The 24,877-nt window shown below is 74.2% G+C and carries 6 protein-coding genes; 2 read left to right on the plus strand and 4 right to left on the minus strand.

All coding sequences use genetic code 11. From position 1 onward, the window contains the following. Positions 1-96: 96 nt before the first annotated feature. Positions 97-14,541: an amino acid adenylation domain-containing protein gene (locus ACIRJR_RS20030; RefSeq protein ID WP_403782297.1), complete on the plus strand. Its 14,445-nt coding sequence runs from the start codon at positions 97-99 to the stop codon at positions 14,539-14,541. Then, positions 14,538-22,112 (plus strand): amino acid adenylation domain-containing protein, encoded by a 7,575-nt coding sequence (locus tag ACIRJR_RS20035; protein ID WP_403782300.1) that lies wholly within the window; start codon positions 14,538-14,540, stop codon positions 22,110-22,112. Before ACIRJR_RS20030 ends, ACIRJR_RS20035 begins: the two co-directional genes overlap by 4 nt. A gap of 58 nt (positions 22,113-22,170) precedes the next feature. Here the strand turns inward: ACIRJR_RS20035 and ACIRJR_RS20040 are convergent, their stop codons facing one another. Genes ACIRJR_RS20040 through ACIRJR_RS20055 form a run of 4 tightly spaced genes read right to left on the minus strand, consistent with a single transcriptional unit; the run spans position 22,171 to position 24,868 of the window. Next, positions 22,171-23,037 carry an energy-coupling factor ABC transporter ATP-binding protein gene (locus ACIRJR_RS20040; protein ID WP_403782303.1) on the minus strand — a complete coding sequence of 289 codons (867 nt, stop codon included), beginning with the start codon at positions 23,035-23,037 and terminating at the stop codon, positions 22,171-22,173. Then, the gene (gene cbiQ, locus ACIRJR_RS20045; protein ID WP_403782306.1) at positions 23,034-23,783 is read right to left on the minus strand and encodes a cobalt ECF transporter T component CbiQ; all 750 of its coding nucleotides are present in this window, start codon (positions 23,781-23,783) and stop codon (positions 23,034-23,036) included. Before cbiQ ends, ACIRJR_RS20040 begins: the two co-directional genes overlap by 4 nt. A gap of 6 nt (positions 23,784-23,789) precedes the next feature. After that, positions 23,790-24,158 (minus strand): energy-coupling factor ABC transporter substrate-binding protein, encoded by a 369-nt coding sequence (locus tag ACIRJR_RS20050; protein ID WP_403782309.1) that lies wholly within the window; start codon positions 24,156-24,158, stop codon positions 23,790-23,792. Beyond that, complete coding sequence (locus ACIRJR_RS20055) at positions 24,155-24,868, minus strand: energy-coupling factor ABC transporter permease (RefSeq protein ID WP_403782312.1); 714 nt, start codon at positions 24,866-24,868, stop codon at positions 24,155-24,157. The genes ACIRJR_RS20050 and ACIRJR_RS20055 overlap by 4 nt, the downstream gene beginning before the upstream one ends. Positions 24,869-24,877 lie beyond the last annotated feature (9 nt).

The following is a 24,877-nucleotide window of genomic DNA, read 5'->3' on the forward strand; positions in this document are numbered from 1 at the left end:
GGCCGACCGCACCCGACGGCCGGTGCATAGGCGTGGCCGGTTTTCGACCCGCCTGGTTCGTCGTCCCCGAAAACTCTCCCCAAAGGTGTCGCCGGCATGCAGGAAAACCGCTCTCCCTCGTCGAATGAGGATCCCCAAGAGTTCCTCGGGCTCACCGCGGCCCAGCAAGGTGTCTGGTACGGGCAGTTGGTCGATCCGGACAGTCCGAAATACAACATCGGTGAATGCTTCGAGATTCACGGAGACCTCGACGAGGGATTGTTCGCCGCCGCGCTCGGCCGGGCCGTCACGCTGTGCGACAGTCTCAACGTCGAGTTCGTCACCGCAGGGGAATCGGTTCGCCAGCGTGTCGTCCGCCGCTCCGGTGCCCGCCAGGAGGACCGGCTCCGGCTGGTCGACGTGTCCGGCTCCGACGACCCTGCCGCCGCGGCCGAGCGCTACATCGCTGACGACATGGCGACCGTCGACAGACTCGAGGCCCCGCACCACCACTTCGCGCTCCTGCGACTCGACCCCCGCCGGCGCTACTGGTACCTCCGCTACCACCACATCGCCGTCGACGGCCTCGGCGGCGCCGTCTTCGCCCGCACCGTCGCCGACCTCTACGCACGGGCGGTGCGCGGCGAGGACCTCGCGGCGGCCGAGCTGCCCGCAGCCCCCCTGAGCGACCTCATAGCCGACGAGGCGGCGTACCGCGGCTCGGCCCGCCACGAGGCCGACCGTGCCTACTGGACGGAGAAGTTCGCGGACCTGGCAACCGGGGGACCGGCGGGTGCCCGGAGCGGCGCGGACGCACGCGGCGGTTCGTCGCTCGTCCCCAGGCGGACCGACACCCCCGCACCGGACGAGCACGGTGCAGCGGACAACCGGCTCCACGCCGGAGAGACCCTGCCCGTCGCCGTCCTGGACGGCCTGCGACGCCTCGCGTCCGCCGGCCGCACCAGCTGGACCGCCGTCCTCGTGAGCGCGGTGGCCGCCTACGTGGGCCGGGCCACCGGGACACAGGACGTCAGCGTGGGACTCGCCTCCAACGGCCGTCACGGGGGTCTGCGGCACGTCGTCGGGATGACCGCCAACATCCTGCCGCTCCGGCTGACCATCACCCCGGACACCACGGTCGGCGCCCTCGTGCGCTCCGTCGCCGACGAGATGCGCGGCGCTCTGCGCCACCGCCGCTTCTCCCGCGAACAGCTCGCCCGGGAACTGAACATGGCCGACGACGCGGCGCGCCTCACCGACGTCGTCGTCAACATCATGGGCTACGACTACGACCTCGACTTCGACGGCAGCCCCGCCACGTCCCGGGTGCTGTCCATCGGCCCGGTCGACGACGTCTCCTTCTTCATCTCCGAACGGTCCGAGGGCAGTGGGCCGCTGATCGGCTTCGACACCAACGCGCAGCTGTACCGCCCCGAGGACGTCGGACTGCACCAGCGGGCCCTCGTCTCCTTCCTGTCGGCCCTGTCCGCGGCAGCTGCCGACCTGCCCCTCCGCGACCTGCCGTTCCTCGACGCCGGAGAGGCCGGGGCGCTGCTCGGGCGGGGGCGCGGCGCCGCACTCCCGGCCGGGGCCGTGGCATCGAGCCTGCCCGAGGCCATCGGCGCGTGGGCGCACCGGACACCTGAGGCCCCGGCGGTCGTGGACGGCGCCGTCACGCTCACCTACCGGGAGCTGGCCCGGGCGGCGGACGACCTGTCACGCGCGCTGACCGGCTGGGGCGTCCGAGCCGAGGACGGCGTCGGCGTCCTCGTGGGCCGCTCGGCAGCCGTCGTGCCGGCCACACTCGGTCCGGTCGGGGCGGGCGCCGCGTACGTCCCGATGGACGCCGCCTGGCCGCACGAGCGGCTCGCCCGTGTCGCGGAAGTCGCGCGTGTCCGCGCTCTGGTGGTCGACGAGGCCGCCGCCGCACAGCCCTGGGTGGCCGAGACGGCCTCCGCCGTGCCGGTGATCGTCGTCGACGCCCTCGGCGGGATCGTGCGCGGTGCTCCGCCTCGCCCCGGACGGCCACCACGCGTGGTCCTCGCCGACCAGCTGGCCTACGTCATGTTCACCTCCGGTTCCACCGGCCTGCCCAAGGGAGTCGGCGTCACCCATGCCGACGTCCTCGCGCTGGCGGCCGACACCACCTGGGCGAACGGAGTGGCCGACGCCGTCCTGCTGCACTCGGCCCACGTCTTCGACGCGTCGACCTTCGAGATCTGGGCGCCCCTGCTCAACGGCGGGCGTGTGGTCGTCGCACCGGGAGGAGTCCTGGAGGCGCGGACCGTCAGGGAGATGACCGGCGGTCACGGGGTGACCGCCCTGTTCCTCACGACGGCCCTGTTCAACATGGTGGCCGAGACGGACCCGTCGGCCTTCTCCGGGCTCCGCCTGGTCGCCGCCGGGGGCGAGGCGGCCTCGACCACCCTGATGCAGCGGGTGGCCGCCGCCTCGCCGGCCACCCGGGTCCTGCACGTGTACGGCCCCACGGAGACCACGACCTTCGCCACCCGCCATCCGGTGGCGGCCGGCGCGACGGGCGTGCCGCCCATCGGCCGGGCCCTGGACGGAATGCGGCTGTACGTGCTCGACGGCGCCCTCGCCCTTGTGCCGCCCGGCGTCGTGGGGGAGTTGTACGTCGCCGGCCACGGAGTCACCCGCGGCTACGCGGGCCGCGCCGCCTCGACAGCCGCACGGTTCGTCGCCGACCCGTACGACGTGTCCGGTGCCCGCATGTACCGCACCGGCGACCTGGTGCGCTGGACCGCGGGCGGTGACATCGAGTACGTCGGACGTGCGGACGGGCAGGTCAAGCTCCGCGGCTTCCGCATCGAGCCCGCCGAGATCGAGAACATCCTGCTCACCGACGAGGCCGTGCGCGCCTCCTGCGTACTCGTCCGCGAGGACGTACCCGGTGACCGGAGGCTCGTCGCCTACGTGGTGCCGGCCCCCGGAACCCGGCCGGACGGCGCCGCTCTGGCACGCCGCGTCGGGAACGCCCTTCCCGCGTACATGGTGCCTTCCGTGTTCGTCCCGCTCGACGCGCTGCCCCTCAACACCAACGGGAAGGTCGACCGCCGCGCCCTCCCCGCGCCCCGCGCCTCGGTCACCGCGGGCCGCGCCCCGCGTACCGCCTACGAGGAGGTCCTGGCCGGGCTCTTCGCCGACGTCCTGGGCGTGGAGGCCGTCGGCGTCGACGACAGCTTCTTCTCCCTGGGAGGCCACTCCCTGCTCGCCACCCGTCTCACCGGGCGCCTGCGGACGGTCCTGGGTGCCGAACTCACCCTGCGCACCCTCTTCGACTATCCGACGGTCGCCTCCCTCGCGGCCGTCCTCGACACCGCCGCCCCGGCCCGGCCCGCACTGACCCCGCAGCCGAGGCCCGAAGCGGTGCCGCTGTCCTTCGCGCAGCAGCGTCTCTGGTTCCTCAACCAGGCCGAAGGATCGGGCGACACCTACACCGTCCCGTTCGTCCTCGAACTCGACGGCCCCCTGGACGAGGGAGCCCTGCGCGACGCCCTGGCGGATGTCGTCGCCCGGCACGAGAGCCTGCGCACCGTCTTCGCCGAACACGACGGTGTGCCCCGTCAGGTGGTCCTGGGCGCCGACGGCGCGGCGGCACTCGTCCCTCTGACCGTCGAGTCGGCCCCCTCCGGGCAGGACCCCGCCACGTGGGCCGGGGCGACTGTGCGCCGCCTCGCCGCCACACCCTTCGACCTCAGCGGTGACACGGCGGTCCGTGCCCGGCTGCTCCGCCTGGGAGACACCCGCCACGTCCTCGTGCTCGTCCTCCACCACGTCGTCGCCGACGGCTGGTCCCTCGCCCCGCTCAGCCGCGACCTCGGAGCGGCCTACCGGGCCAGGTGCGAGGGCAGGACCAGGCCGGACTGGCCCCCGCTGCCCGTCCAGTACGCCGACTACGCCCTGTGGCAGCGCCGGCTGCTCGGCGACGACAGCGACCCGGACACCCTGGCCGCACGCCAGCTCACCTTCTGGCGGGAGGCGCTCCGAGGAGCTCCCGGCCTGCTCGATCTGCCCCTCGACCGGCCGCGGCCGTCCGTGCCCAGCCACCGGGGGGACACCGTCCCCTTCGAACTGCCCGCGCCCGCACACACCGCGCTCATCCGGCTGGCACGAGCGGAAGGCTGCACCCCGTTCATGGTGCTCCAGGCGGCCCTCGCCGTGACGCTGCGGGCGCACGGCGCGGGCAGTGACATCCCGCTGGGAACGGCGGTGGCCGGACGCACCGACGACGCCCTGGAGGATCTGGTCGGGTTCTTCGTCAACACCGTCGTCCTGCGTACGGACCTGTCGGGCGATCCGGCCTTCCGCGAGCTGCTCGGCCGGGTGAAGGAGTCCGGCATCGCCGCCCTCAGCCACGGCGACCTGCCGTTCGAACGGGTCGTGGAAGCGCTCAACCCCGAGCGGTCGTCCGACCACCACCCGCTCTTCCAGACCATGCTGGTCCTCCAGAGTCAGGAACGGGCCGGGCTCGACCTGCCCGGCATCACCGTCCACGACCGGTCCCGGCACACCGGCGTCAGCAAATTCGACCTGACGTTCTCGCTGACCGAGGTCACCGGCCCCGGCGATCCCGCCGAGCGGGCGGGGAACACGGCGACAGGGCATGCCGGTCCCGCGAGGAACGGTCCCGCGGGCCTCGGCGGATACCTGGAATACGCCACCGACCTCTTCGACGCCGCAACCGCCCGCGCCCTGTGCGACCGCTTCGCCCACATCCTCACCCAGGCCGTGACCGACCCCGACCGCCCCATCGACGACCTCGACCCGCTCACGCCGGGCGAGCGCGGCCTGCTCCTCGGACAGGGGCGTGGCGCGGAGCGGGAACTCCCCGCCCCGACCGCCCCCGAGGCGGTCCGTGACTGGGCGTCGCGCACGCCGCACGCGGTCGCCGTACGGGACGCGCGCACGAGCCTCACCTACGCCGAGCTCGACGCCCGCGCCGACGCCCTCGCCCAGCTCCTGCGCGAGCGGGGAGCGGACCGGGAACAGCGGGTCGCCCTCGCCGTGCCGCCGTCCGTGGACACCGCCGTCGCCATGCTGGCGGTCCTGCGGGCGGGCGCCGCCTACCTCCCGGTCGACCCGCAGTACCCGCCCGCCCGCATCCTGCACATGATCGAGGACGCCCGGCCCGTCCTGCTGCTCACCACCACGGACGTCCACCGGGACCTGCCCCCTCTCGGCATACCGTGGCTCGCCCTCGACGACCAGGCCACCCGGTCCACGGGCCGTACCGTGCCCGCACCGGGCACACCCCACCCGGCGGATCCCGCGTACGTCATCCACACGTCCGGCTCCACCGGCCGGCCCAAGGGCGTGGTGGTGCCGCACGCCGCCCTGGCCGGTCACATGGCCTGGATGGCGCGGTACCTCCGCATCACCCCGGAGGACCGGGTCCTCGCCCGTACCTCCGCCAGCTTCGACGCCTCCGTGTGGGAGCTGTGGCTGCCCCTGATGAACGGCGCCGAGGTCTGTGTGCTCCCGGCCGACGCCAACCAGGAGCCCAGGACCCTCGTCTCCTGGATGAACCGGTACGAGGTGACGATCGCCCAGTTCGTCCCCTCGCACCTGGCCCTCGTCCTCGCCGAGGCGGCGGGGACCGCTCCGCCGCCCGCGCTGCGCGCCGTCCTGTGCGGCGGTGAACCGCTGCCACGCGCCCTCGCCGACGACGTCGCCGGGCGGTGGCGGACCGAGGTCCACAACCTCTACGGGCCGACCGAGGCGACCATCGACGCGACCGCCCACCGGGCCGGTCGCGGGGACGCCGGGACGCCGTCCGAGACCGTCCCGATCGGCCGCCCCGTCGACACCATGCGTGCCTACGTGCTCGACGGGAGGCTGCGTCCCGTGCCGCCCGGAGTCACCGGCGAGCTGTACCTGTCGGGACCCCACCTCGCCCGCGGCTACCTGGAGCGCCGGGGGCTCACCGCGGCACGGTTCGTCGCCGACCCGTTCGACGCCACCGGCGCCCGCATGTACCGGACGGGAGACCTCGTGCGAACGGACCGGGAGGGTCTGCTCGACTACGTGGCGCGCGCCGACGACCAGGTCAAACTCCGCGGCTTCCGCATCGAGCTGGGCGAGGTCGAGGCCGCCCTTCTGGCGAGCCCCGGTGTCACGGCCGCGTGCGCCATGATCCGCGAGGACACACCCGGCCGGCCCCGCCTCGTCTGCTACGCCGTCGCCGGTGAGCCGGCTCCCCGCGCCGCCGCCCTGCGCGACGAGCTCGCGAGGACGCTGCCGCACTACATGGTGCCCGGCGCCGTCGTCGTCCTGGACGACCTCCCCCTCCTGCCCAACGGCAAGGTCGACCGGCGCGCGCTGCCGGAACCCGCCCGGGAGACCGGCACCCCCGCCGGGCGGGGCGGCGGCACGCTCCAGGAGGACCTGCTCGCCGGCATCTTCGCCGACGTCCTGGACCGCCCCCACGTCGGCCCGCACGACAGCTTCTTCGACCTGGGCGGGCACTCGCTCCTCGCCATGCGTGTCGTCAGCCGCGTGCGTGCCGTCCTGGGCGCGGAGACCGGCGTACGCACCCTCTTCGAGCACCCGACCGCGGCGGGGCTGGCCCGCGTCCTCGACACCCGGCGCGGCGCGCGCCCGCCGGTGGTGCCCGCGGTACGGCGCCCCGAACGGATGCCGCTGTCCTTCGCGCAGCAGCGTCTGTGGTTCCTCAACCGGCTGGAGGGCCCGAGTTCCGCCTACAACATCCCGCTCGTCCTCGAACTGGAGGGCTCTCCGGACGTCGACGCCCTCCGGGCGGCCCTGCGCGACGTCGTCGAACGGCACGAGGCGCTCCGCACCCTCTTCCCCGAACAGGACGGTGTGCCCTACCAGTCGGTCCTCCCCGCCGACGCCGCCACGCCCGCGCTTCCCCTCGTGACCACGGCCCCCGCCGATCTGGAGGCGAGTGTTTTGGCTGCCGTGTGCGAGCCGTTCGACGTCGTCACCGATCCGCCGCTCCGCGCGTCGCTGCTGCGCTCCGCACCCGGCCACCACGTCCTGGTGCTGGTCCTGCACCACATCGCGGGCGACGGCTGGTCGCTCGCCCCGCTCGCCCGCGACCTGGGTGAGGCCTACCGGGCGCGCACCGAGGGCGTGGAGCCCTCCTGGACGGAACTCGGCGTCCAGTACGCCGACTACACCCTGTGGCAGCACACGGCCCTGGGAGACGGCGCCGAGCCGGAGAGCGCGCTGAGGCAGCAGCTCGACCACTGGCACACGGCCCTCGAGGGGCTGCCCGGCCTGATCGACCTGCCGCTGGACCGGCCACGCCCGGTCACGACCGACCCGAGAGGCGCCGTCCACACCTTCGAGGTGCCTCCGCCCCTGCACTCCCGACTGCGGGACCTGGCGCGGGAGTCGGGAAGCAGCCTCTTCATGGTGCTCCAGGCGGCCGTGGCCACCCTCCTGCACCGCCACGGCGCGGGTGACGACATCCCGCTCGGCTCCCCGGTCGCCGGCCGCTCGGACGAGGCCCTGGAGGACCTGGTCGGGTTCTTCGTCAACACCCTCGTCCTGCGCACGGACCTCTCCGGCAATCCGTCGTTCCGCGAACTCCTCGTACGCGTACGGGAGTTCGACCTCTCGGCCTACGGGAACCAGGATGTGCCCTTCGAGCGCCTCGTCGAGAGCCTCAACCCCGTCCGGGCCCGCAACCACCACCCGCTGTTCCAGACCATGCTGGTCCTGCAGAACCAGGAGACGGCCCGCGCCGACCTGCCGGGCCTGACCGTCGAGGACCGGCTCGTCCACAACGGCCTCAGCAAGTTCGACCTGACCTTCGCCTTCACCGAGGAGCGCGCCGGGGGCGGGCTCGACGCCGGGATCGAGTACGCCACCGCCCTCTTCGACCGCACCACCGTCGAGACCCTGGCCGCCCGCCTCGTCCGCCTCCTGGAGCAGGTCGCCGACGACCCCGGCCTGCCGCTCACGGGCTACGGCCTGATGACGCGGGACGAGCGGACCCGCGTCCGCCACTGGGGCACCGGACGGAACCTGTCCGCGGATTCGGCGTCCGCCACCCTGCCCGCGCTCTTCGCGGCGCAAGCACTCCGCGCCCCCGGGGCCGTGGCAGTCACCGGCGCCGGCACCACCCTCACCTACGCCGGACTCGACCGTCTGTCCGCCGAGCTGGCCGGAGCCCTGGCCGGCCTCGGCGTCGGCCCCGAAGCAGGGGTCGGCGTGCTGCTCGGCCGGTCGCCGGCCGTGGTGCCGGTGTCCCTCGGGGTGGTACGCGCGGCCGGCGCCTACGTCCCGCTGGACGCCCGCTGGCCCGAGGAACGGCTCGAACAGGTCGCCGGGGCGGCGTCCGTACGGGTCCTCGTCGTCGACGAGGACGCCCTCGCCTCCCCCTGGGTGGCCGGGGCCGCCGCACGGATACCGGTCGTGGCGGTCGACCGGACCGGCCGGATCCTGCGGGGAGCACCCCAGCGGCCCGGTGCGCCCGCCGCCGTACCCGGCCCCGGGGCCCTCGCCTACGTGATGTCCACGTCCGGCTCCACCGGTCTGCCCAAGGGAGTCGGCGTCACGCACGCCGACGTCGTGGCACTCGCGGCGGACTCCGCCTGGGACGACGGGGCCGCCGACGCGGTCCTGATGCACTCGGCGTACGTCTTCGACGCCTCCACCTTCGAGATCTGGGCCCCGCTGCTGCGCGGCGGCCGGATCGTCGTCGCGCCGGACGGAGTCCTGGAGGCCCGCACCCTCGGCGACGCGGTCCACGAGCACGGGGTGACCGCCGTCTTCATGACCACGGCCCTCTTCAACGTGGTCGCGGAGACCGATCCGGGCGCCTTCGCCGGCCTCCGCCTCGTCTGCGCCGGAGGGGAACTGGCCTCGCCGGACGCCATGCAGCGGGTGGCCGGGACCGCATCCGGCGTACGCGTCCTCCACGTCTACGGCCCCACCGAGACGACCACCTTCGCCACCCGTTACGACGTGACGCCCGGCCTGCCCCCGGGCCCGCCGCCCATCGGGCGCGCCCTGGACGGCATGCGCCTGTACGTCCTCGACGGCTCACTGGGCCCGGTCCCGCCGGGCGTCGTGGGGGAGCTGTACCTCGCCGGACGCGGTGTGGCACGCGGATACACGGGACTTCCGGGGCTGACCGCCACACGCTTCGTGGCCGACCCGTTCGACCCGGCGGGCGGGCGCATGTACCGCACCGGCGACCTCGTGCGGTGGACCGGCGATGGGCAGATCGCCTACGTCTCCCGCGCCGACGGCCAGGTGAAGCTGCGCGGCTACCGCATCGAACCGGGAGAGATCGAGTCCGTGCTGGCCTGCCTCGACGGCGTCGCCGACTCCTTCGTCGTCGTCCGCGAGGACACCCCCGGCGACCGGCGGCTCGTCGCGTATGTGGTCCCCGGCCCCGGGGCGCGCCCCGACCCCGGAGAGCTCGCCCGGGCGGTCGGGCGCTCCCTGCCCGCCTACATGGTGCCCTCCGCCTTCGTCACGCTCGACGCGCTGCCGCTGACGGTCAACGGCAAGGTGGACCGCCGCGCCCTGCCCGAACCCGGCCATCACGCTCCGGACCGGGGGCGTGCCGCGCGTACCGCCCGCGAGGAGGTGCTCTGCGCGGTCTTCGCCGACGTGCTCGGCCTGCACGGCGCCGGAGTCGACGACGACTTCTTCGCGCTGGGCGGCCACTCCCTGCTCGCCACCCGGCTCGCCGCCCGGATCCGCACCGCGCTCGCCGTGGAGGTCCAGGTCAGGGAGGTCTTCGAGCACCCCACCCCGGCCGCGCTCGCCGCCGCGCTGGAGGGCGCCGAAGAGGCCAGGAGACCTCTGGAGCGGGCCCCGGTCCGTCCCGAGCCGCTGCCGCTGTCCTCCGCACAGCAGCGTCTGTGGTTCCTCGGCCGGCTCGAAGGGCCCAGCGCCACCTACAACGTGCCCCTCCTGCTCCGCCTCGACGGACGGCTCGACGTGGAAGCCCTGGAAAGCGCCCTCGCGGACGTCGTCGACCGCCACGAGAGCCTGCGCACGGTCTTCCCCGACACCGACGGCGTGGCACGCCAGCTCGTCCTCGGCGCCGAGGACGCCGACCTCGACCTGACCCCGTACGACACTGAACCGGACCGCCTTGACGAGGTCCTGGCCGCCGAGGTGGCGCACCCCTTCGACGTGAGCGCGGAACTCCCCGTGCGGGCGCGACTGGTGCGCACCGGTACGGAGAGCCACGTCCTGGTGCTGGTCGTGCACCACATCGCGGGCGACGGCTGGTCGCTCGCCCCGCTCGCCCGCGACCTCGGTGAGGCCTACCGGGCGCGCGCCGAGGGCGTGGAGCCCTCCTGGACGGAACTCGGAGTCCAGTACGCCGACTACACCCTGTGGCAGCGTGCTCTGCTCGGCACGGAGGACGACCCGTCCAGTCAGGCCGCCCGCCAGCTGGACTTCTGGCGCACCGCGCTGGCCGGCGCCCCCGGCCTGCTCGCCCTGCCCTACGACCGGCCCCGCCCCGCCGTCACGGCGTACCGCGGGGACGCGTTCGGCTTCCCCGTCGACGCGGAGACCCACCGGGCCCTGACGGACCTCACCCGCGCCCGCGGGTGCAGCCTCTTCATGGTGCTCCAGGCGGCGCTCGCGGTGCTCCTCTCCCGCCACGGCGCCGGTGACGACATCCCGCTCGGCACCGCCGTCGCGGGGCGCACCGACGAGGCACTCGACGACCTGGTCGGGTTCTTCGTCAACACCCTCGTCCTGCGCACCGACCTGACCGGGGACCCCACCTTCGGCGAGGTCGTCGACCGCGTCCGGGAGTTCGACCTGGCCGCCTACGCCCACCAGGACGTTCCGTTCGAGCGGCTCGTGGACGCCCTCGGCCCGGTCCGCGCCCAGGACCACCACCCGCTCTTCCAGACGATGCTCGTCCTCCAGAACCAGGCGGACGCCACCGTCGACCTGCCCGGTCTCACGGTGACGGAACAACACGTGCACACCGGGATCAGCAAGTTCGACCTGACGTTCACCTTCACCGAGAGGCGCGACGCGACGGGCGGGCCGGCCGGCCTCGACGCCGTCCTGGAGTTCTCCACCGACCTCTTCGAGCCCGCCACCGCCCAGGCTCTGGCGGCCCGGCTCACCCGTCTGCTCGGCTCGCTCGCCGCCGACCCCGGCCAACGGGTCCACGCCGCCGACGTCCTGGACGCGGCCGAGCGGCGGAGCTTCGACCGCGCCGCACACGGCCCGGTCCGGCCTCTGACGGCACGCACCGCTCCCGAGGCGTTCCGCGCGCAGTGCGCCCGGACCCCGGGGGCGACGGCCGTGCGGGACGGCGCGGACGGTCTCACCTTCGCCGGACTCGACGCGCTCTCCGACGACCTGGCGCACCACCTGCACGGCAGGGGCATAGGCAGGGGCGACCTCGTCGCCCTCGCCCTGGAAGGCACCGCGGACCAGGCCGTGGCGATGCTGGCGGTGGCCAAGGCGGGAGCCGCCTGGCTTCCCGTCGACCTGGAGTACCCCGAGTCGCGCATCGCGTACATGCTCGACGACGCACGCCCCGCGCTGCTCCTCACCCATGGCGCCGCCCGTGCCGCGCGGCTCGCGCCGTCCGTCCCGTGCCTCCCGCTCGACGACCGGGCAGCCTGGTCCACCGGAGGCACCCCGCCCGCCGACGCGGCGCCGGACCCCCTCGACGCGGCCTACGTCATCTACACCTCGGGCTCCACCGGACGGCCCAAGGGCGTCGTCGTCACCCATGCCTCCCTGACGAACCACATGGCCTGGATGGCGGACCACCTCGGCCTCACCGACGACGACCGGATCCTCGCCCGCACCTCGCCGAGCTTCGACGCCTCGGTCTGGGAGACCTGGCTGCCCCTCCTGCACGGCGGTGCCACCTGCCCCGTGCCGCAGGCCGTCAACCACGACCCCGCAGGGCTGCTGGCCCGGATGCGCGACGCGGGCGTCACCCTCGTGCAGTTCGTGCCCCCGCACCTCTCGCTCGTCCTCACCGAGACCCGCGCCGACGAAGCGCCGGCGACCCTGCGGGCCGTCCTCTGCGGCGGTGAGCCCCTGCCCCGGTCCCTGGCGGAGCGCGTCGGAGAGGTCTGGCAGGCCGAGGTGCACAACCTGTACGGGCCCACCGAGGCGACCATCGACGCGACCGCCCACCACCACCTGCGCGGGGACGCCGGAAGCCCGCAGGGGGAGGGGAGTGTGCCGCTCGGCCGGCCCGTCGACAACACCCGCGCCTACGTCCTGGACTCCGGCCTCCACCCGGTGCCCCCCGGCGTCACCGGTGAGCTCCACCTCGCGGGCGACGGACTCGCGCGCGGCTACCTCGGGCGCCCCGGCCTGACCGCCGGGAGGTTCGTCGCCGATCCGTTCGGGCCCCCGGGAAGCCGCATGTACCGCACGGGCGACCTCGTGCGACGGGATGCCGACGGCCTGCTCACCTATGTCTCCCGCGCCGACGACCAGGTCAAGCTGCACGGCTTCCGCATCGAACTCGGGGAGATCGAGGCGGCTCTCACCGCTCTCGACGGCATCGCAGCCGCCTGCGCCCTCGTCCGCGAGGACCGTCCGGGCGAGCGACGCCTGGTCGCCTACACCGTCCCGGGCCCGCCCGGCGGAGCCCCGGCGCCCGACGACGGCGTGATACGGGCCCGCCTGGCGTCCGTGCTGCCGCCGTACATGGTGCCCGCCGTCCTCGTCACCCTCGACGCGCTGCCGCTGACGCCGAACGGCAAGACCGACCGGCGGGCCCTGCCCGCCCCCGAGCGCCCCACCGCCACCCGGCCGGGCGGACAGCCGCGCACCGCACGGGAACACGTCGTACGCGACGTCTTCGCCTCGGTCCTGCGCGCTCCCGGCGTACGCACCGACGACGACTTCTTCGCCCTCGGCGGCGACAGCATCCTCTCCATCCAGCTGGTCAGCAGGGTCCGTGAGGCCGGACTCGGAGTCACCCCACGCGACGTCTTCGTCCACCGCACGCCCGAGGCCATCGCTGCCGCCGCGACCGTGCTCGACCGGGCCGCCGCCCCGCGGGCGGGACAGGGCACGGGGGAGATGCCGCCGACCCCCATCGCCGCCTGGTTCCTGGAGCGGTCCGGCACCACGGACGGCTACAACCAGTCCGGGGTACTGCGCACGCCCCTGGGAGCCGAGGAGGGCGCGCTCGTCGCCGCGCTCCAACTCCTCGTCGACCACCACGACATGCTCCGTCTGCGGGTCGTCCGTCCGGCGGAGGGCGGCCCCGTCCTCGAAGCCCTGCCGCCCGGCACCGTGGCGGCCCGCCGGCGCTTCACCCGGATCGACGTCTCCGGTCTCGGTGCCGACGCCGTACGCGCCGCGCTCACCGAGGCCGGCGAAGAGGCGCGCAGGCGGCTGCGCCCCACGGAGGGGGACGTCTTGGAGGCCGTCTGGTGCGACGCGGGTCCGCACGTGCGCGGGCGGCTGCTGCTGGTCGTGCACCACCTGGCCGTCGACGCGGTCTCCTGGCGCGTCCTCGCCGCCGATCTGGCCGTCGCCTGGCGGGCCGTCACCGGTCCGACGGTCTCCGGCGGGGGCGCGCCCACCACGGCGCTGCCCGCCGTCCACACGTCGTACCGGGACTGGGCGCGGCTCCTCTCCGCGCAGGCGCTGGAGCCCGGCCGTGAAGCTGAACTCCCGCTGTGGGATGCGGTGTCGAGGACACCGGACCCGCAGCTGGGCTACCGCCTGCTCGACCCCCACCTGGACACCGCGGACCGGACGCGCACCCTCACCACGCACCTGCCCGCCGAGCAGACGGAGCCGTTGCTCACCACGGTCCCGGCCGCCTTCCACGCCGGGGTGGACGACGTCCTGCTCACGGCCCTCGCCCTCGCCGTCTGCTCCTGGCGCGCGGAACGCGCCGCCGTGCTCGGCGGATCCCCGCCGGGTGACACCGGCGTGCTCCTCGACCTGGAGGGACACGGTCGCGAGCAGATCGCGGACCACCTCGACCTGACCCGCACGGTCGGCTGGTTCACCAGCCTGTACCCCGTGCGGATCGACCCCGGGCCCGTCGACGCGCGCGATCCCCGTCCCTTCGGCCCCGCACTGGTCGAGCGCGCCCTGAAGCGCGTGAAGGAGCAGCTGAGGGCCGTCCCCGACCACGGTGTCGGCTACGGAATGCTCCGGCACCTCAACCCCGCCACCCGGCCCCGGCTGGCCGGCGCTCCGGAACCCCAGATCGGCTTCAACTACCTCGGCAGGTACGCGTCTTCGCCTGACGGGGAGGACGGCGACTGGGACGTGGTGCTCGACGGCGGCGGGCCGCGCAGCCAGGACCCGGACATGCCCGTCCACCACGTCCTCGACATCAACGCGCACACCGAGGACCTCCCGGACGGACCACGCCTGGTGACCCGCTGGACCTGGCCCAGCGACCTCCTCAAGGAGGAGGACGTGGAGGCGCTGTCCGACGCCTTCTCGCGGGCCCTCGGCGCCGTCGCCGAACACACCGGACAACCCGGCGCGGGCGGCTGGACACCGTCCGACCTTCCCCTGGTCTCACTCGACCAGGCCCAGATCGACCGACTTCAGACCATGTGGGGTGGACGCAAGTGACAGGGTTCCAGCTGGAGGACGTACTGCCGCTGACGCCGTTGCAGGCAGGCATGCTCTTCCACGCGCTGTACGACTCCCGGGCCGTGGACGTCTACACCGCACAGTTCGTCTTCGACGTCGAGGGGACCGTCGACGTCCCCGCGCTGGAGGCCGCCGTCGCCGGCCTGCTGCGGAGGCACGCCAACCTGCGGGTCGGCTTCCTCCACGAGGGCCTGGACGAGCCCGTGCAGGCCGTCGCCGCGCAGGTCCCGGTACCGCTGGTGGAGCTGGACCTGACCGGTGCGGACGGCGCGGGCGCGGGGGAGGAGCGGCTCGCCGCGTTCCTGGCCGCCGACCGCACCCGCCGTTTCGACCTCACCGCCCCGCCGCTGATGCGGTTCACCCTGGTGCGCACCGCCCCGCTGCGTCACCGGCTGGTCATGACGAGCCATCACATCCTTCTCGACGGCTGGTCGATGCCCCTGCTCGTACGGGAGCTGTTCGAGCTGTACGCACGGCACGGGGACGACAGCGCACTGCCGCGAGTCGCCCCCTACCGCACCTACCTCGCCTGGCTGGCCCAGCAGGACCGAGGCGCCGCTCTGGACGCCTGGCGCACCGCCCTGGCCGGGATCGAGGCGCCGACCAGACTCACAGGGCACGGCGGCCCGCACGTACCGGACTCCGGCGAGCTGCCCGGAACCCTCGTCCTCACCCTGGACGAGGTCACCACGCGAGGGCTGCGCGAGACGGCCCGCGCGCACCGCCTCACCCTCAACACCCTGGTCCAGGGCGCCTGGGGGCTGCTCCTCACCCGCCTCACCGGGCGCGCCGACGCCGTGTTCGGGACGACCGTGTCCGGCCGCCCGCCCGAGATCCCCGGCGTCGAGTCGATGGTCGGCCTGTTCATCAACACGGTGCCGGTACGGGTCCGCCCGGAACCGGGCGACACCCTGTACACGCTCCTGACCCGGCTCCAGGGAGAGCAGGGCCGGCTCCTCGGCAGCCAGTACGTGGGCCTGACCGAGATACGCGGTGTCACCGGGCTGGACGAACTCTTCGACACACTGGTCGTGTTCGAGAACTACCCGCTGGACGCCGAGGCCCTGCGCACCGCGCAGCAGGGGCTGCCGGGGCTCGCCGTCACGGGGTTCAGCGGCACGGACGCCGCCCACTACCCGCTCACCCTCACCGTCGCCCCGGGTGACACCCTGAGGATCACCTTCGGCTTCCGGGCCGCGGTCATCGCCCGCGAGGAGGTGACCCGCACCGCCACCCGCCTGCGGCGTCTGCTGACGGCGATGGCGGAAGGGCTCGACCGAAGCGCCGGTACCGTCCCCGTGCTCCTGGACGGGGAGCGCGACACCCTGATCACCCAGGGCATCGGCGCCGAACTCGCCCGTTCCACCGTCGACGTGAGTGTCCCGGACGCCGTCGCCCGGCGTGCCGAACGCCACCCGGACGAGGTGGCGGTCACCGGCATCCACGAGCAACTGACCTATCGTCAGCTAGTCGATTCAGCAGCAGAGTTGGCGAGCGCTCTGGCCGGCCTGGGGGTCGGCGCCGAGGACGGCGTCGGCATCCTCATGGGGCGCTCGGCAGCGCTGGTCACCGCCTCACTGGCGGCCCTGCGCGCAGGCGCCGCCTATGTGCCGCTCGACCCGAACTGGCCCGTCGAACGACTCGCCCGCGTCACCGAGGTGACCACCCCGCGCGCCCTGATCGTCGACGAGTCGACCAGCGCACACCCCTGGGTGCGGCAACTCGGTCCCGGTGTCATGGTGGTGTGCGTCGACGCCGCAGGGCGGGTGCGCAAGGGAGGCCCCGACGCAACCGGAGCCCTCACCCCCGCCACGGGCGGCCACCGGCTCGCCTACGTGATGTTCACGTCCGGCTCCACCGGCCTGCCCAAGGGCGTCGGGGTCACCCACGCCGACATCACCGCGCTCGCGGCCGACCGCACCTGGGAAGGCGGAGCGGTCGACGCGGTCCTCCTGCACTCGGCGTACGTCTTCGACGCCTCCACCTTCGAGATCTGGGCCCCCCTCCTCAACGGCGGCCGCGTGGTCGTCGCTCCCGAGGGCACCCTGCAACCCGCCGTGCTCCGTGACCTCGTGGCCCGCCACGGGGTCACGGGGGCGTTCCTGACGACCGCCCTGTTCAACGTCTTCGCCGAGACCGACCCGGGAGCACTCGGCCTGCTGCGCCTGGCCGTCACCGGAGGCGAGGCCGCCGCTCCCGGCGTCCTCCAGCGCCTCGCGGCCGGCCACCGGGACACCGCGTTCCTGCACGTCTACGGCCCGACCGAGACCACCACCTTCGCCACCCGCCGCCGTGTCCTGCCCGACGACGCCCCCGACGGCGTGGCCTCCATCGGGCGGCCGCTGGACGGTGTGCGCGCCTACGTCCTGGACGGATCCATGCGGCCGGTGCCGTCCGGGGCCGAGGGCGAACTGTACGTCGCGGGCCCCGGCGTGGCGCGCGGCTACCTGGGCCGGCCGGGCCTCACCGCGACCCGGTTCGTCGCCGACCCGTTCGCGGGCGACGGGGCACGGATGTACCGCACCGGAGACCTCGTGCACCGGAGCGCCGACGGCAGCCTGCACTACGTGGCCAGGGCCGACCAGCAGATCAAGCTGCGCGGCCACCGCATCGAACCCGCCGAGATCGAGGCGGTGCTCCGCGCCGAACCGTCGGTGCGCGCCGCCTGTGTGCTGGTCCGGGAGGACCTGCCCGGTGAGCGCACCCTGACCGCCTACGTCGTCCCCGCTCCCGGGCACACTCCCGACCCCGGCATGCTCACCGCCCACGTGGGCCGCCACCTGCCCGCCTACATGGTGCCGGCCGCCGTGCAGCCGCTCGACGCGCTGCCGCTCACCCCCAACGGGAAGCTCGACCGGGCGGCCCTCCCCGCGCCCGCCGCCCCCTCGGCCGGAGTGCACCGGCTGCCACGCGGCGCCCACGAGGAGATCCTCGCCGGGCTGTTCGCGGAGGTGCTCGGGGTGGCCCGCGTCGGTGTCGACGACAACTTCTTCGCGCTCGGCGGCCACTCCCTCACCGCCACCCGGCTGACAGGCCGGGTGCGCGCGGCCCTGGGCACCGAGACCGAGATCCGCACCCTCTTCGAGAACCCCACCGTCGCGACGCTGGCCGTCGCGCTGGCGAACACGGACCGAGCCGCCCGCCCCGCGCTCGTCCCGCAGGAACGCCCCGCCGCGCTCCCGCTGTCCCACGCCCAGCAGCGGCTCTGGTTCCTCCACCGGCTGGAGGGCCCCTCCGCCACGTACAACATCCCCTTCGTCGTGCGCCTGGACGGTCCGCTCGACACCGAGGCCCTGCGCCGGGCACTCCACGACGTCGTCGGACGGCACGCCGCCCTGCGCACCGTCTTCCCCGAGCACGACGGCGGTCCGGTCCAGCACATCACCGGCCCGGACGACGTCGACCTCCCGTTCACCGTCGAACACGTCGTCGAGGACCGGCTCGCCGACCGGATCGCGGAGGCCGCGACCGCGCCCCTCGACATCGAGCACCGCATCCCGGTCGAAGCGACCCTGCTGCGCCTGGCCGACGACGCACACGTCCTGGCCCTCGTCGTCCACCACATCGCCGCCGACGGATCGTCGCTGGCGCCCCTCGCCCACGACCTCGGCGTCGCCTACCGTGCCCGCACCCGTGCCGAGGCCCCGGTGTGGGCCGCACGGCCCGTCGACTACGCCGACCACACCCTCTGGCAGCGCCGCCTGCTGGGCGACGAGAACGACCCCGAGAGCCTGCTGGCACACCAGCTCGCCCACTGGAGGAAGGCGCTGGACGGGTTGCCGCAGATGGTCGACCTGCCGTGGGACCGGCAGCGCCCGGCCGTGCCCCGGCACCTGGGCGCCACCCACGGCTTCGCCCTCGACGGCGACACCGCCCGGCGGATCGCCGCCCTCGCCCGTGACCGGGGCTGCAGCGTCTTCATGGTGCTCCAGGCCGCTCTGTCACTCCTGCTCTCCCGCCACGGCGCGGGCGACGACATCCCCCTCGGCACAGCCGTCGCCGGACGAACCGACGAGGCGGCCTCGGACATCGTCGGCCTCTTCGTGAACACGCTCGTGCTCCGCACCGACCTGTCCGGCGACCCGACCTTCCTCGAACTCCTTGACCGCGTAAAGGAGTTCGACCTCGCCGCCTACGCCCACCAGGACGTGCCCTTCGAACGCCTGGTGGAACTGCTCAACCCTCCGCGCTCGCAGAACCACCATCCGCTGTTCCAGACGATGCTCGTCCTCCAGAACCACACCCCCGCCGCCCCCCTGGACCTCCCCGGCCTCACCGCCGGCGGCGTGCCGCTCGACCCCGGGGTCAGCAAGTTCGACCTGTCGTTCACCTTCACCGAGACGCACGACGACAGCGGCGCGCCCACCGGCATGAGAGCCGCCGTCGACTACGCGACGGAACTCTTCGACCCCGCCACGGTCCGCGCCCTGGCCGACCGGCTCGTCCTGCTCCTCACCGAGGTCACGGACGACCCCGGCCGCCCGCTGCGCGCCTACGACGTCCTCACCGCCGGCGAGCGCACCTTCCTCGCCGACCGGGGCACGGGGCCCGCCGGTACCTCGCCGGGTGCGACGGTCCCCGCGCTCTTCGAGGCGTGGGCGCGGCGCACCCCGGACGCCCCCGCGGTCCGCGACGCCGCCACGACGCTCACCTACGCCGAACTCGACACCCGCGCCGACCTCCTCGCCCACCACCTCACGGCGATTGGCATCGGCCCCGAGGACCGGGTGGCCGTCGCCCTGCCCCGCACCCACGACCTGGTCGTGACCCTCCTCGGCGTCCTCAAGGCAGGGGCGGCGTACGTGCCGCTCGACCCCGACTACCCTGCCCAGCGCCTGTCCTACATGCTCGACGACGCCCGGCCGCGCGTGTTGCTCACGACGCCCGCGGTCCACCGCCGCCTGCCGGTGTCCCCGGTGCCCCACCTGCACGTCGGAGACCTGGGAGCCGTCCCGGCGGCTCCACGGCCCCGCCCCGCCCCCGCCCCGCGCCCGGCGAACCCGGCGTACGTCATCTACACCTCCGGCTCCACCGGCCGCCCCAAGGGAGTCGTGGTCACCCACCGGGGCGTCGGTGCCATGGTCAGGACCCAGACCGAGCGGCTGCGCGTCGCCCCCGGCAGCCGGGTCCTGCACATGGCCTCCGTCAGCTTCGACGCGGCGTTCTGGGAGCTGTGCATGGGGCTGCTCTCGGGAGCCTGCCTGGAGATCGACGAACGGGACGCCCTGCTCCCCGGCCCCGCCCTCGCGGCCCTCGTCCGGGAGCGGGGCATCACCCACCTCACCCTGCCGCCCGCAGTCCTCGCGGTGATGCCGCCGGACTCCCTGCCCGCCGGGACGACGATGGTCCTCGCCGGCGAGGCGTGCTCGCCCGCCCTCGTGCACGACTGGGCGGGGGACCGGTTCCTGGTCAACGCCTACGGCCCGACGGAGACCACCGTCTGCGCCACCATGAGCGGCTTCCAGCACGAGGACGGGCAGCTCGCCCCCGACCGCACCGTGCCCATCGGTGTGCCCGTCGACGGCACCCGGGTCCACGTCCTGGACCACCGGCTCGCACCCGTCCCACCCGGTGTCGTCGGCGAACTGTACGTGTCCGGCGAGGGGGTGGCCCGCGGCTACCACGGCCGGGAGGCCCTGACCGCGTCCCGCTTCGTCGCCGACCCGTTCGACCGCGCGGGCGGCCGTATGTACCGCACCGGGGATCTGGTGCGGTGGACCGCCGACGGCGAACTCCTCTACGTCTCCCGCGTCGACGACCAGGTCAAGCTCCGAGGTTTCCGCATCGAACTCGGGGAGATCGAGGCCGCGCTGACCGCCCTCCCCGGCGTCGCGGCGGCCTGTGCCGTCGTCCGGGAGGACCGGCCGGGCGACCGCCGGCTCGTCGCGTACACGGTGCCCGCGGAGGGAGTGGCGGGCCCGTCCGAGACGGAGGCCCGCACCCACCTCGCCACGCTCCTGCCCGACCACATGGTCCCCGCCGCCTGCGTGCGTCTCGACGCCCTGCCCCTCACGCCCAACGGCAAGACGGACCGGCGCGCCCTCCCCGCGCCCGACCACATCGCACCCGCCGCGGGGCGGCCGCCCCGCACCGCTCGCGAGCGCGTCCTCTGCGAGGTGTTCGCCACGACGCTCGGCGTGCCCGAGGTCGGCGTCACGGACGACTTCTTCGCCCTCGGCGGCCACTCGCTGCTCGCCGTCACCCTGGCCCGGCGCATCGACGAACTCTGCGGCCGGCGCCTCAGCCTCCGGGCCCTGTTCGCGGCACCGACCGTCGAGGGCGTCGACCGCCTCCTGGGACGCGCCGCCGGGGAGGAGGACCCGGGCCACTCCGTCGCGCTCGACCTCGCAGCCGAGGTCAGGCTGCCCGCGGACATCACGGGTACGGGCCGTTCCGTCGCCGCTCCGGAGGCCCCGGCCGCCCGCAGAGCCCTCCGCCCCGGCGCCCGGCCCTTCCTGACCGGCGCTTCGGGATTCCTCGGCGCCTTCCTCCTGCGCGACCTCATCGAGACCACCGACGGCCCGGTCGACTGCCTCGTACGGGCCGGGGACGAGCGCCGCGCTGCCCAGCGGCTGCGGGCCAATCTGGAGCACTACGGCCTCTGGCGCCCCCGGTACGCGGACCTGATCCACCCCGTGCCGGGCGACCTCGCCGCCCCGGGGCTGGGGCTCTCACCCGAGACCAGGGCAGCCCTGCTCCGCCGGCTCGGCCCCGTCCTGCACAACGGCGCGCACGTCAACTTCGCCGCCGGGTACGGCGATCTGCGCGCCGCCAACGTGGCCGGCACGGAGGAACTGCTGCGCCTGCTCGCCGACTCCGCCTCACCCGGAATGCACTACGTCTCGACCACCGGCGTCTACGCCCCGGTGGACGGCACGGGCAGCACCACCATCACGGAGGAGACCCCGACGGGCCCGCCGTCCGGCCTGCCGGACGGCTACGCGCAGAGCAAATGGGTCGCCGAGGGGCTGGTCGCCCTGGCCCGCGGACGCGGCCTGCCCGTGACCGTCCACCGACCCGGCCGCATCAGCGGCGACACCGTCACCGGTGCCTGTCAGGACCGAGACCTGCTGTGGCAGCTCATCAAGGGATGCCTCCAGGCGGGAGCGGTGCCGGACCTGCCGTACGGGTCCACGGACTGGGTGCCCGTGGACCACGTCAGTGCCGCGGTCGTCGCGGTCGCCCTGACAGGGCGGGACGGCACGGAGACCTACCACCTCACCAACCCGGACGCGCCCGGTCTGGAACGCGTCTTCGAGGTGGCGGTCCGTCTCGGGCACGACCTGCGGACCGTGCCCGCGTCGCAGTGGCAGGCCCTCGTCGCGGGACAGCACGACAACGCGGCCCAACTGTTCCTCGGGGAGGAGGGGCGGCCCAGGCACGACGCCCGGGACCACCGCCGCTTCGACTCCCGCCGGACGGCCGGCGCCGCGGCGGCCCTGGGAGCGCACCTGCCACCGCTCACCGACGAGGTCCTGACCCGCTATCTGACGTACTTCGAGCGAACGGGCTTCCTGCCTGCCCCGCACCGCGCACCGGCCGGCCGATAGCCCCGCACCGCCCACCGGCCGGCCGAAAGCGCCGCGCCGGTCCTTCCGGCCGTCGCCGTCAGGACTCCGCGGGGGGCCGGACGGCGACGACCGGCGGGACGAAGTCCGCCGCGAGCTGCTCCGGGGTACGGGGGCCCGCAGCGGTCTCCTCCAACAGACCGTGAGCACGCAGGAGCTGCGTGGTCGCGATGCCCCACGGCAGCCGGAGTCCGGCTTCCCGCAGCAGATCCGTCCGGGCCAGCGTCCCGGGCGCCGGACCGGCCCGGACACCGGCCGGGGTCAGGAGCGCGACGTCGTCGGCCCACCGCAGGGCGAGATCCACGTCGTGGGTGGCCATCACGACGGTGGTGCCACCGCCGCGGAGGGCGCCCAGCGTGTCGAGCAGGCGCTCCTGACCGTCCGGATCGAGCCCGGCGGTCGGCTCGTCGAGGATCAGCACCCGGGGCCGCATCGCGACCGCGCCCGCGATGGCGGTCCGCTTGCGCTGCCCGTAGGAGAGCAGGTGGGTCGGCCGGTCGGCCAGAGCGGTGATGTCCAGGGCGGTGAGGGCCTCGTCCACCCGGGCCCGCACCTCCGCGTCGGGGAGGCCGAGGTTCAGCGGCCCGAACGACACGTCCTGGGACACGGACGCGGCGAACAACTGGTCATCCGGATCCTGGACCACCAGCTGGACCGTCGTGCGCAGCCGGGTCAGTCCCTTGCGGTCGTACGAGACCGGCCGGTCGTCGACGGTCAACTGGCCCGTCTTCGGGCGCAGTCCACCGCTCAGGAGCCGCATCAGCGTGGTCTTGCCGCTGCCGTTCCTGCCGAGCAGCGCGAGCGCGCGCCCTTCACACACCTCGAAGTCGAGGCCGCTGAGCACGACGGGACCGTCCTCGTACGCGAAGGACGCGCCCCGCAGGGCGAGGAGCACGGGATCGCTCATGACAGCAGCCTTTCCAGGGCGAAGGTCAGGGCGGTGAGGGCCGCGAGCAGTGTCACGCTTGCGGCCGTGAACCGGACGGAGATCCGGGCCTCGGGCACCAGGACGCGCAAGGTGCCGTCGTATCCGCGCCCGGCCAGCCCCGACTGGAGCCGTGCCGCCCGGTCGAAGGCCCTGACGAAGGCGGTGGCCCCCAGCCCGGCCAGGGAACGCCAGGAAGCCGCCCGGGTGGTGTGGCCGAGCCGGGCCGCCTGGGCCTCCCGGATCCGCCGCACCGAGTCGAGGAGCAGGAAACTCATGCGGTAGGTCACCAGGGCGACGTCCACCACCGCCGCGGGCACCCCTGCCCCTACCAGGCGGGGCAGCAGGTCGGACATCGGCGTGGTGAAGGCGAACAACAGGACACCGAGTGACGCGGCCGAGGTGCGCAGCAGCAGCCCGCCGGCACGGACCGGACCTCCGTCGGCCAGGCCGACGAGCCCTTCGGGCCCGCCGACCTGTACGAGGAGTGTCGCCGCCCCGGTGACGCAGAAGCCCAGCGGCACCCGGTACGCCCGCCACAGGTGGCGGGCCGTCACACCCGCCGGACCCAGGAGCAGGACGACCGCGGTGAGGAGGACCAGGGCGGCCCCGGGCCACGGCGGCAGCGAGATCGCCAGCACCGTGAGTCCCAGGCCGAGCACGGCCTTGTCGAAGGGGTGGCGGCGGCGCCAGCGACTGCTGTGCGCCGCCGCGTCGATCGGCAGCACGCGCGCTCAGGCCCCCCGCGCGGAGGTCTCCCCGGTCCCGGAGGGGGCATCCCCGCCGCCCTGTGGTGTCCCCGCGCGCGGTTCGCCCTGCCGGCGCCCGCGCCGCAGACCGAAGTAGTAGGCGAGGACCCCCGCGCCGAGTGCGGCCTGGAGGGCGAACAGCGCCGACTCGATCTCTCCGGAGGGCGGTTCGTACAGCGGGGAGAACCAGGGTTCGTAGTCAGGGGCGATCTCGGTGATCGCCGTCTCCGCCTGGGCGTCCGCACCGGCGAACGGCTCCTCCTTGCCGTCGCCCAGGCCGAGGACGAGCGGCAGGACGGCCAGGGCGGCCACGACGAGCAGCAGAAGGGCGTTGATCTTCGTGTTCTTGTTCATCGGGCCACCGCCTCGGTCTTCTCGTCCGCTCCGGTCCTGGCCCGCCTGCCGGCGAGGAACACGCCGAGCCGGGTCAGATCTCCCTTGCTGGACTGCACGAGGAGCCGCATCACCAGCACGGTCAGGAGCCCCTCGCTCACCGCGAGCGGGATCTGGGTGACCGCGAAGATGGAGCCGAACTTCCCGAGCGCCCCGAGGAACCCGGTGCCCGGGTCCGGGAAGGCGAGCGCGAGCTGGACGCTGGTGACGCAGTAGGTGGACAGGTCGGCGACGAACGCGGCGAAGAAGACCGCGACCATCAAGCGCACGCCGTACAGGCGCAGCAGCCTGAACACCGCGTAGCCGGCCCAGGGCCCGACGATCGCCATGGAGAAGACGTTGGCACCGAGCGTGGTCAGGCCGCCGTGCGCGAGCAGCAGTGCCTGGAACAGCAGGGTGATGGTGCCCAGGACCGCCATGATCGGCGGCCGGAACAGGATGGCGCCCAGCCCCGTGCCCGTGGGGTGGGAACAACTTCCGGTGACGGAGGGGATCTTCAGGGCGGACAGGACGAAGGTGAAGGCTCCGGAAGCGCCCAGGAGCAGGGTGCTCTCAGGATTCTCCCGGACCTCACGTGTGAGTGACCGGACTCCGTGGACGACGAACGGCGCGGACGCGACACCCCAGGCGATCGCGTGCGCCGGAGGCAGAAAACCCTCGGCTATGTGCATGGCTCAGCA

It is taken from the genome of Streptomyces sp. NPDC102402 (assembly GCF_044765765.1).
Taxonomy (GTDB): domain Bacteria; phylum Actinomycetota; class Actinomycetes; order Streptomycetales; family Streptomycetaceae; genus Streptomyces.

What these genes read in the sequence shown, in the direction of transcription:
- ACIRJR_RS20030 (WP_403782297.1), top strand. Translation starts at nt 97, where the DNA reads ATGCAGGAAAACCGCTCTCCCTCGTCGAATGAGGATCCCCAAGAGTTC.
- ACIRJR_RS20040 (WP_403782303.1), bottom strand. Translation starts at nt 23,037, where the DNA reads ATGAGCGATCCCGTGCTCCTCGCCCTGCGGGGCGCGTCCTTCGCGTAC.
- ACIRJR_RS20050 (WP_403782309.1), bottom strand. Translation starts at nt 24,158, where the DNA reads ATGAACAAGAACACGAAGATCAACGCCCTTCTGCTGCTCGTCGTGGCC.
- ACIRJR_RS20055 (WP_403782312.1), bottom strand. Translation starts at nt 24,868, where the DNA reads ATGCACATAGCCGAGGGTTTTCTGCCTCCGGCGCACGCGATCGCCTGG.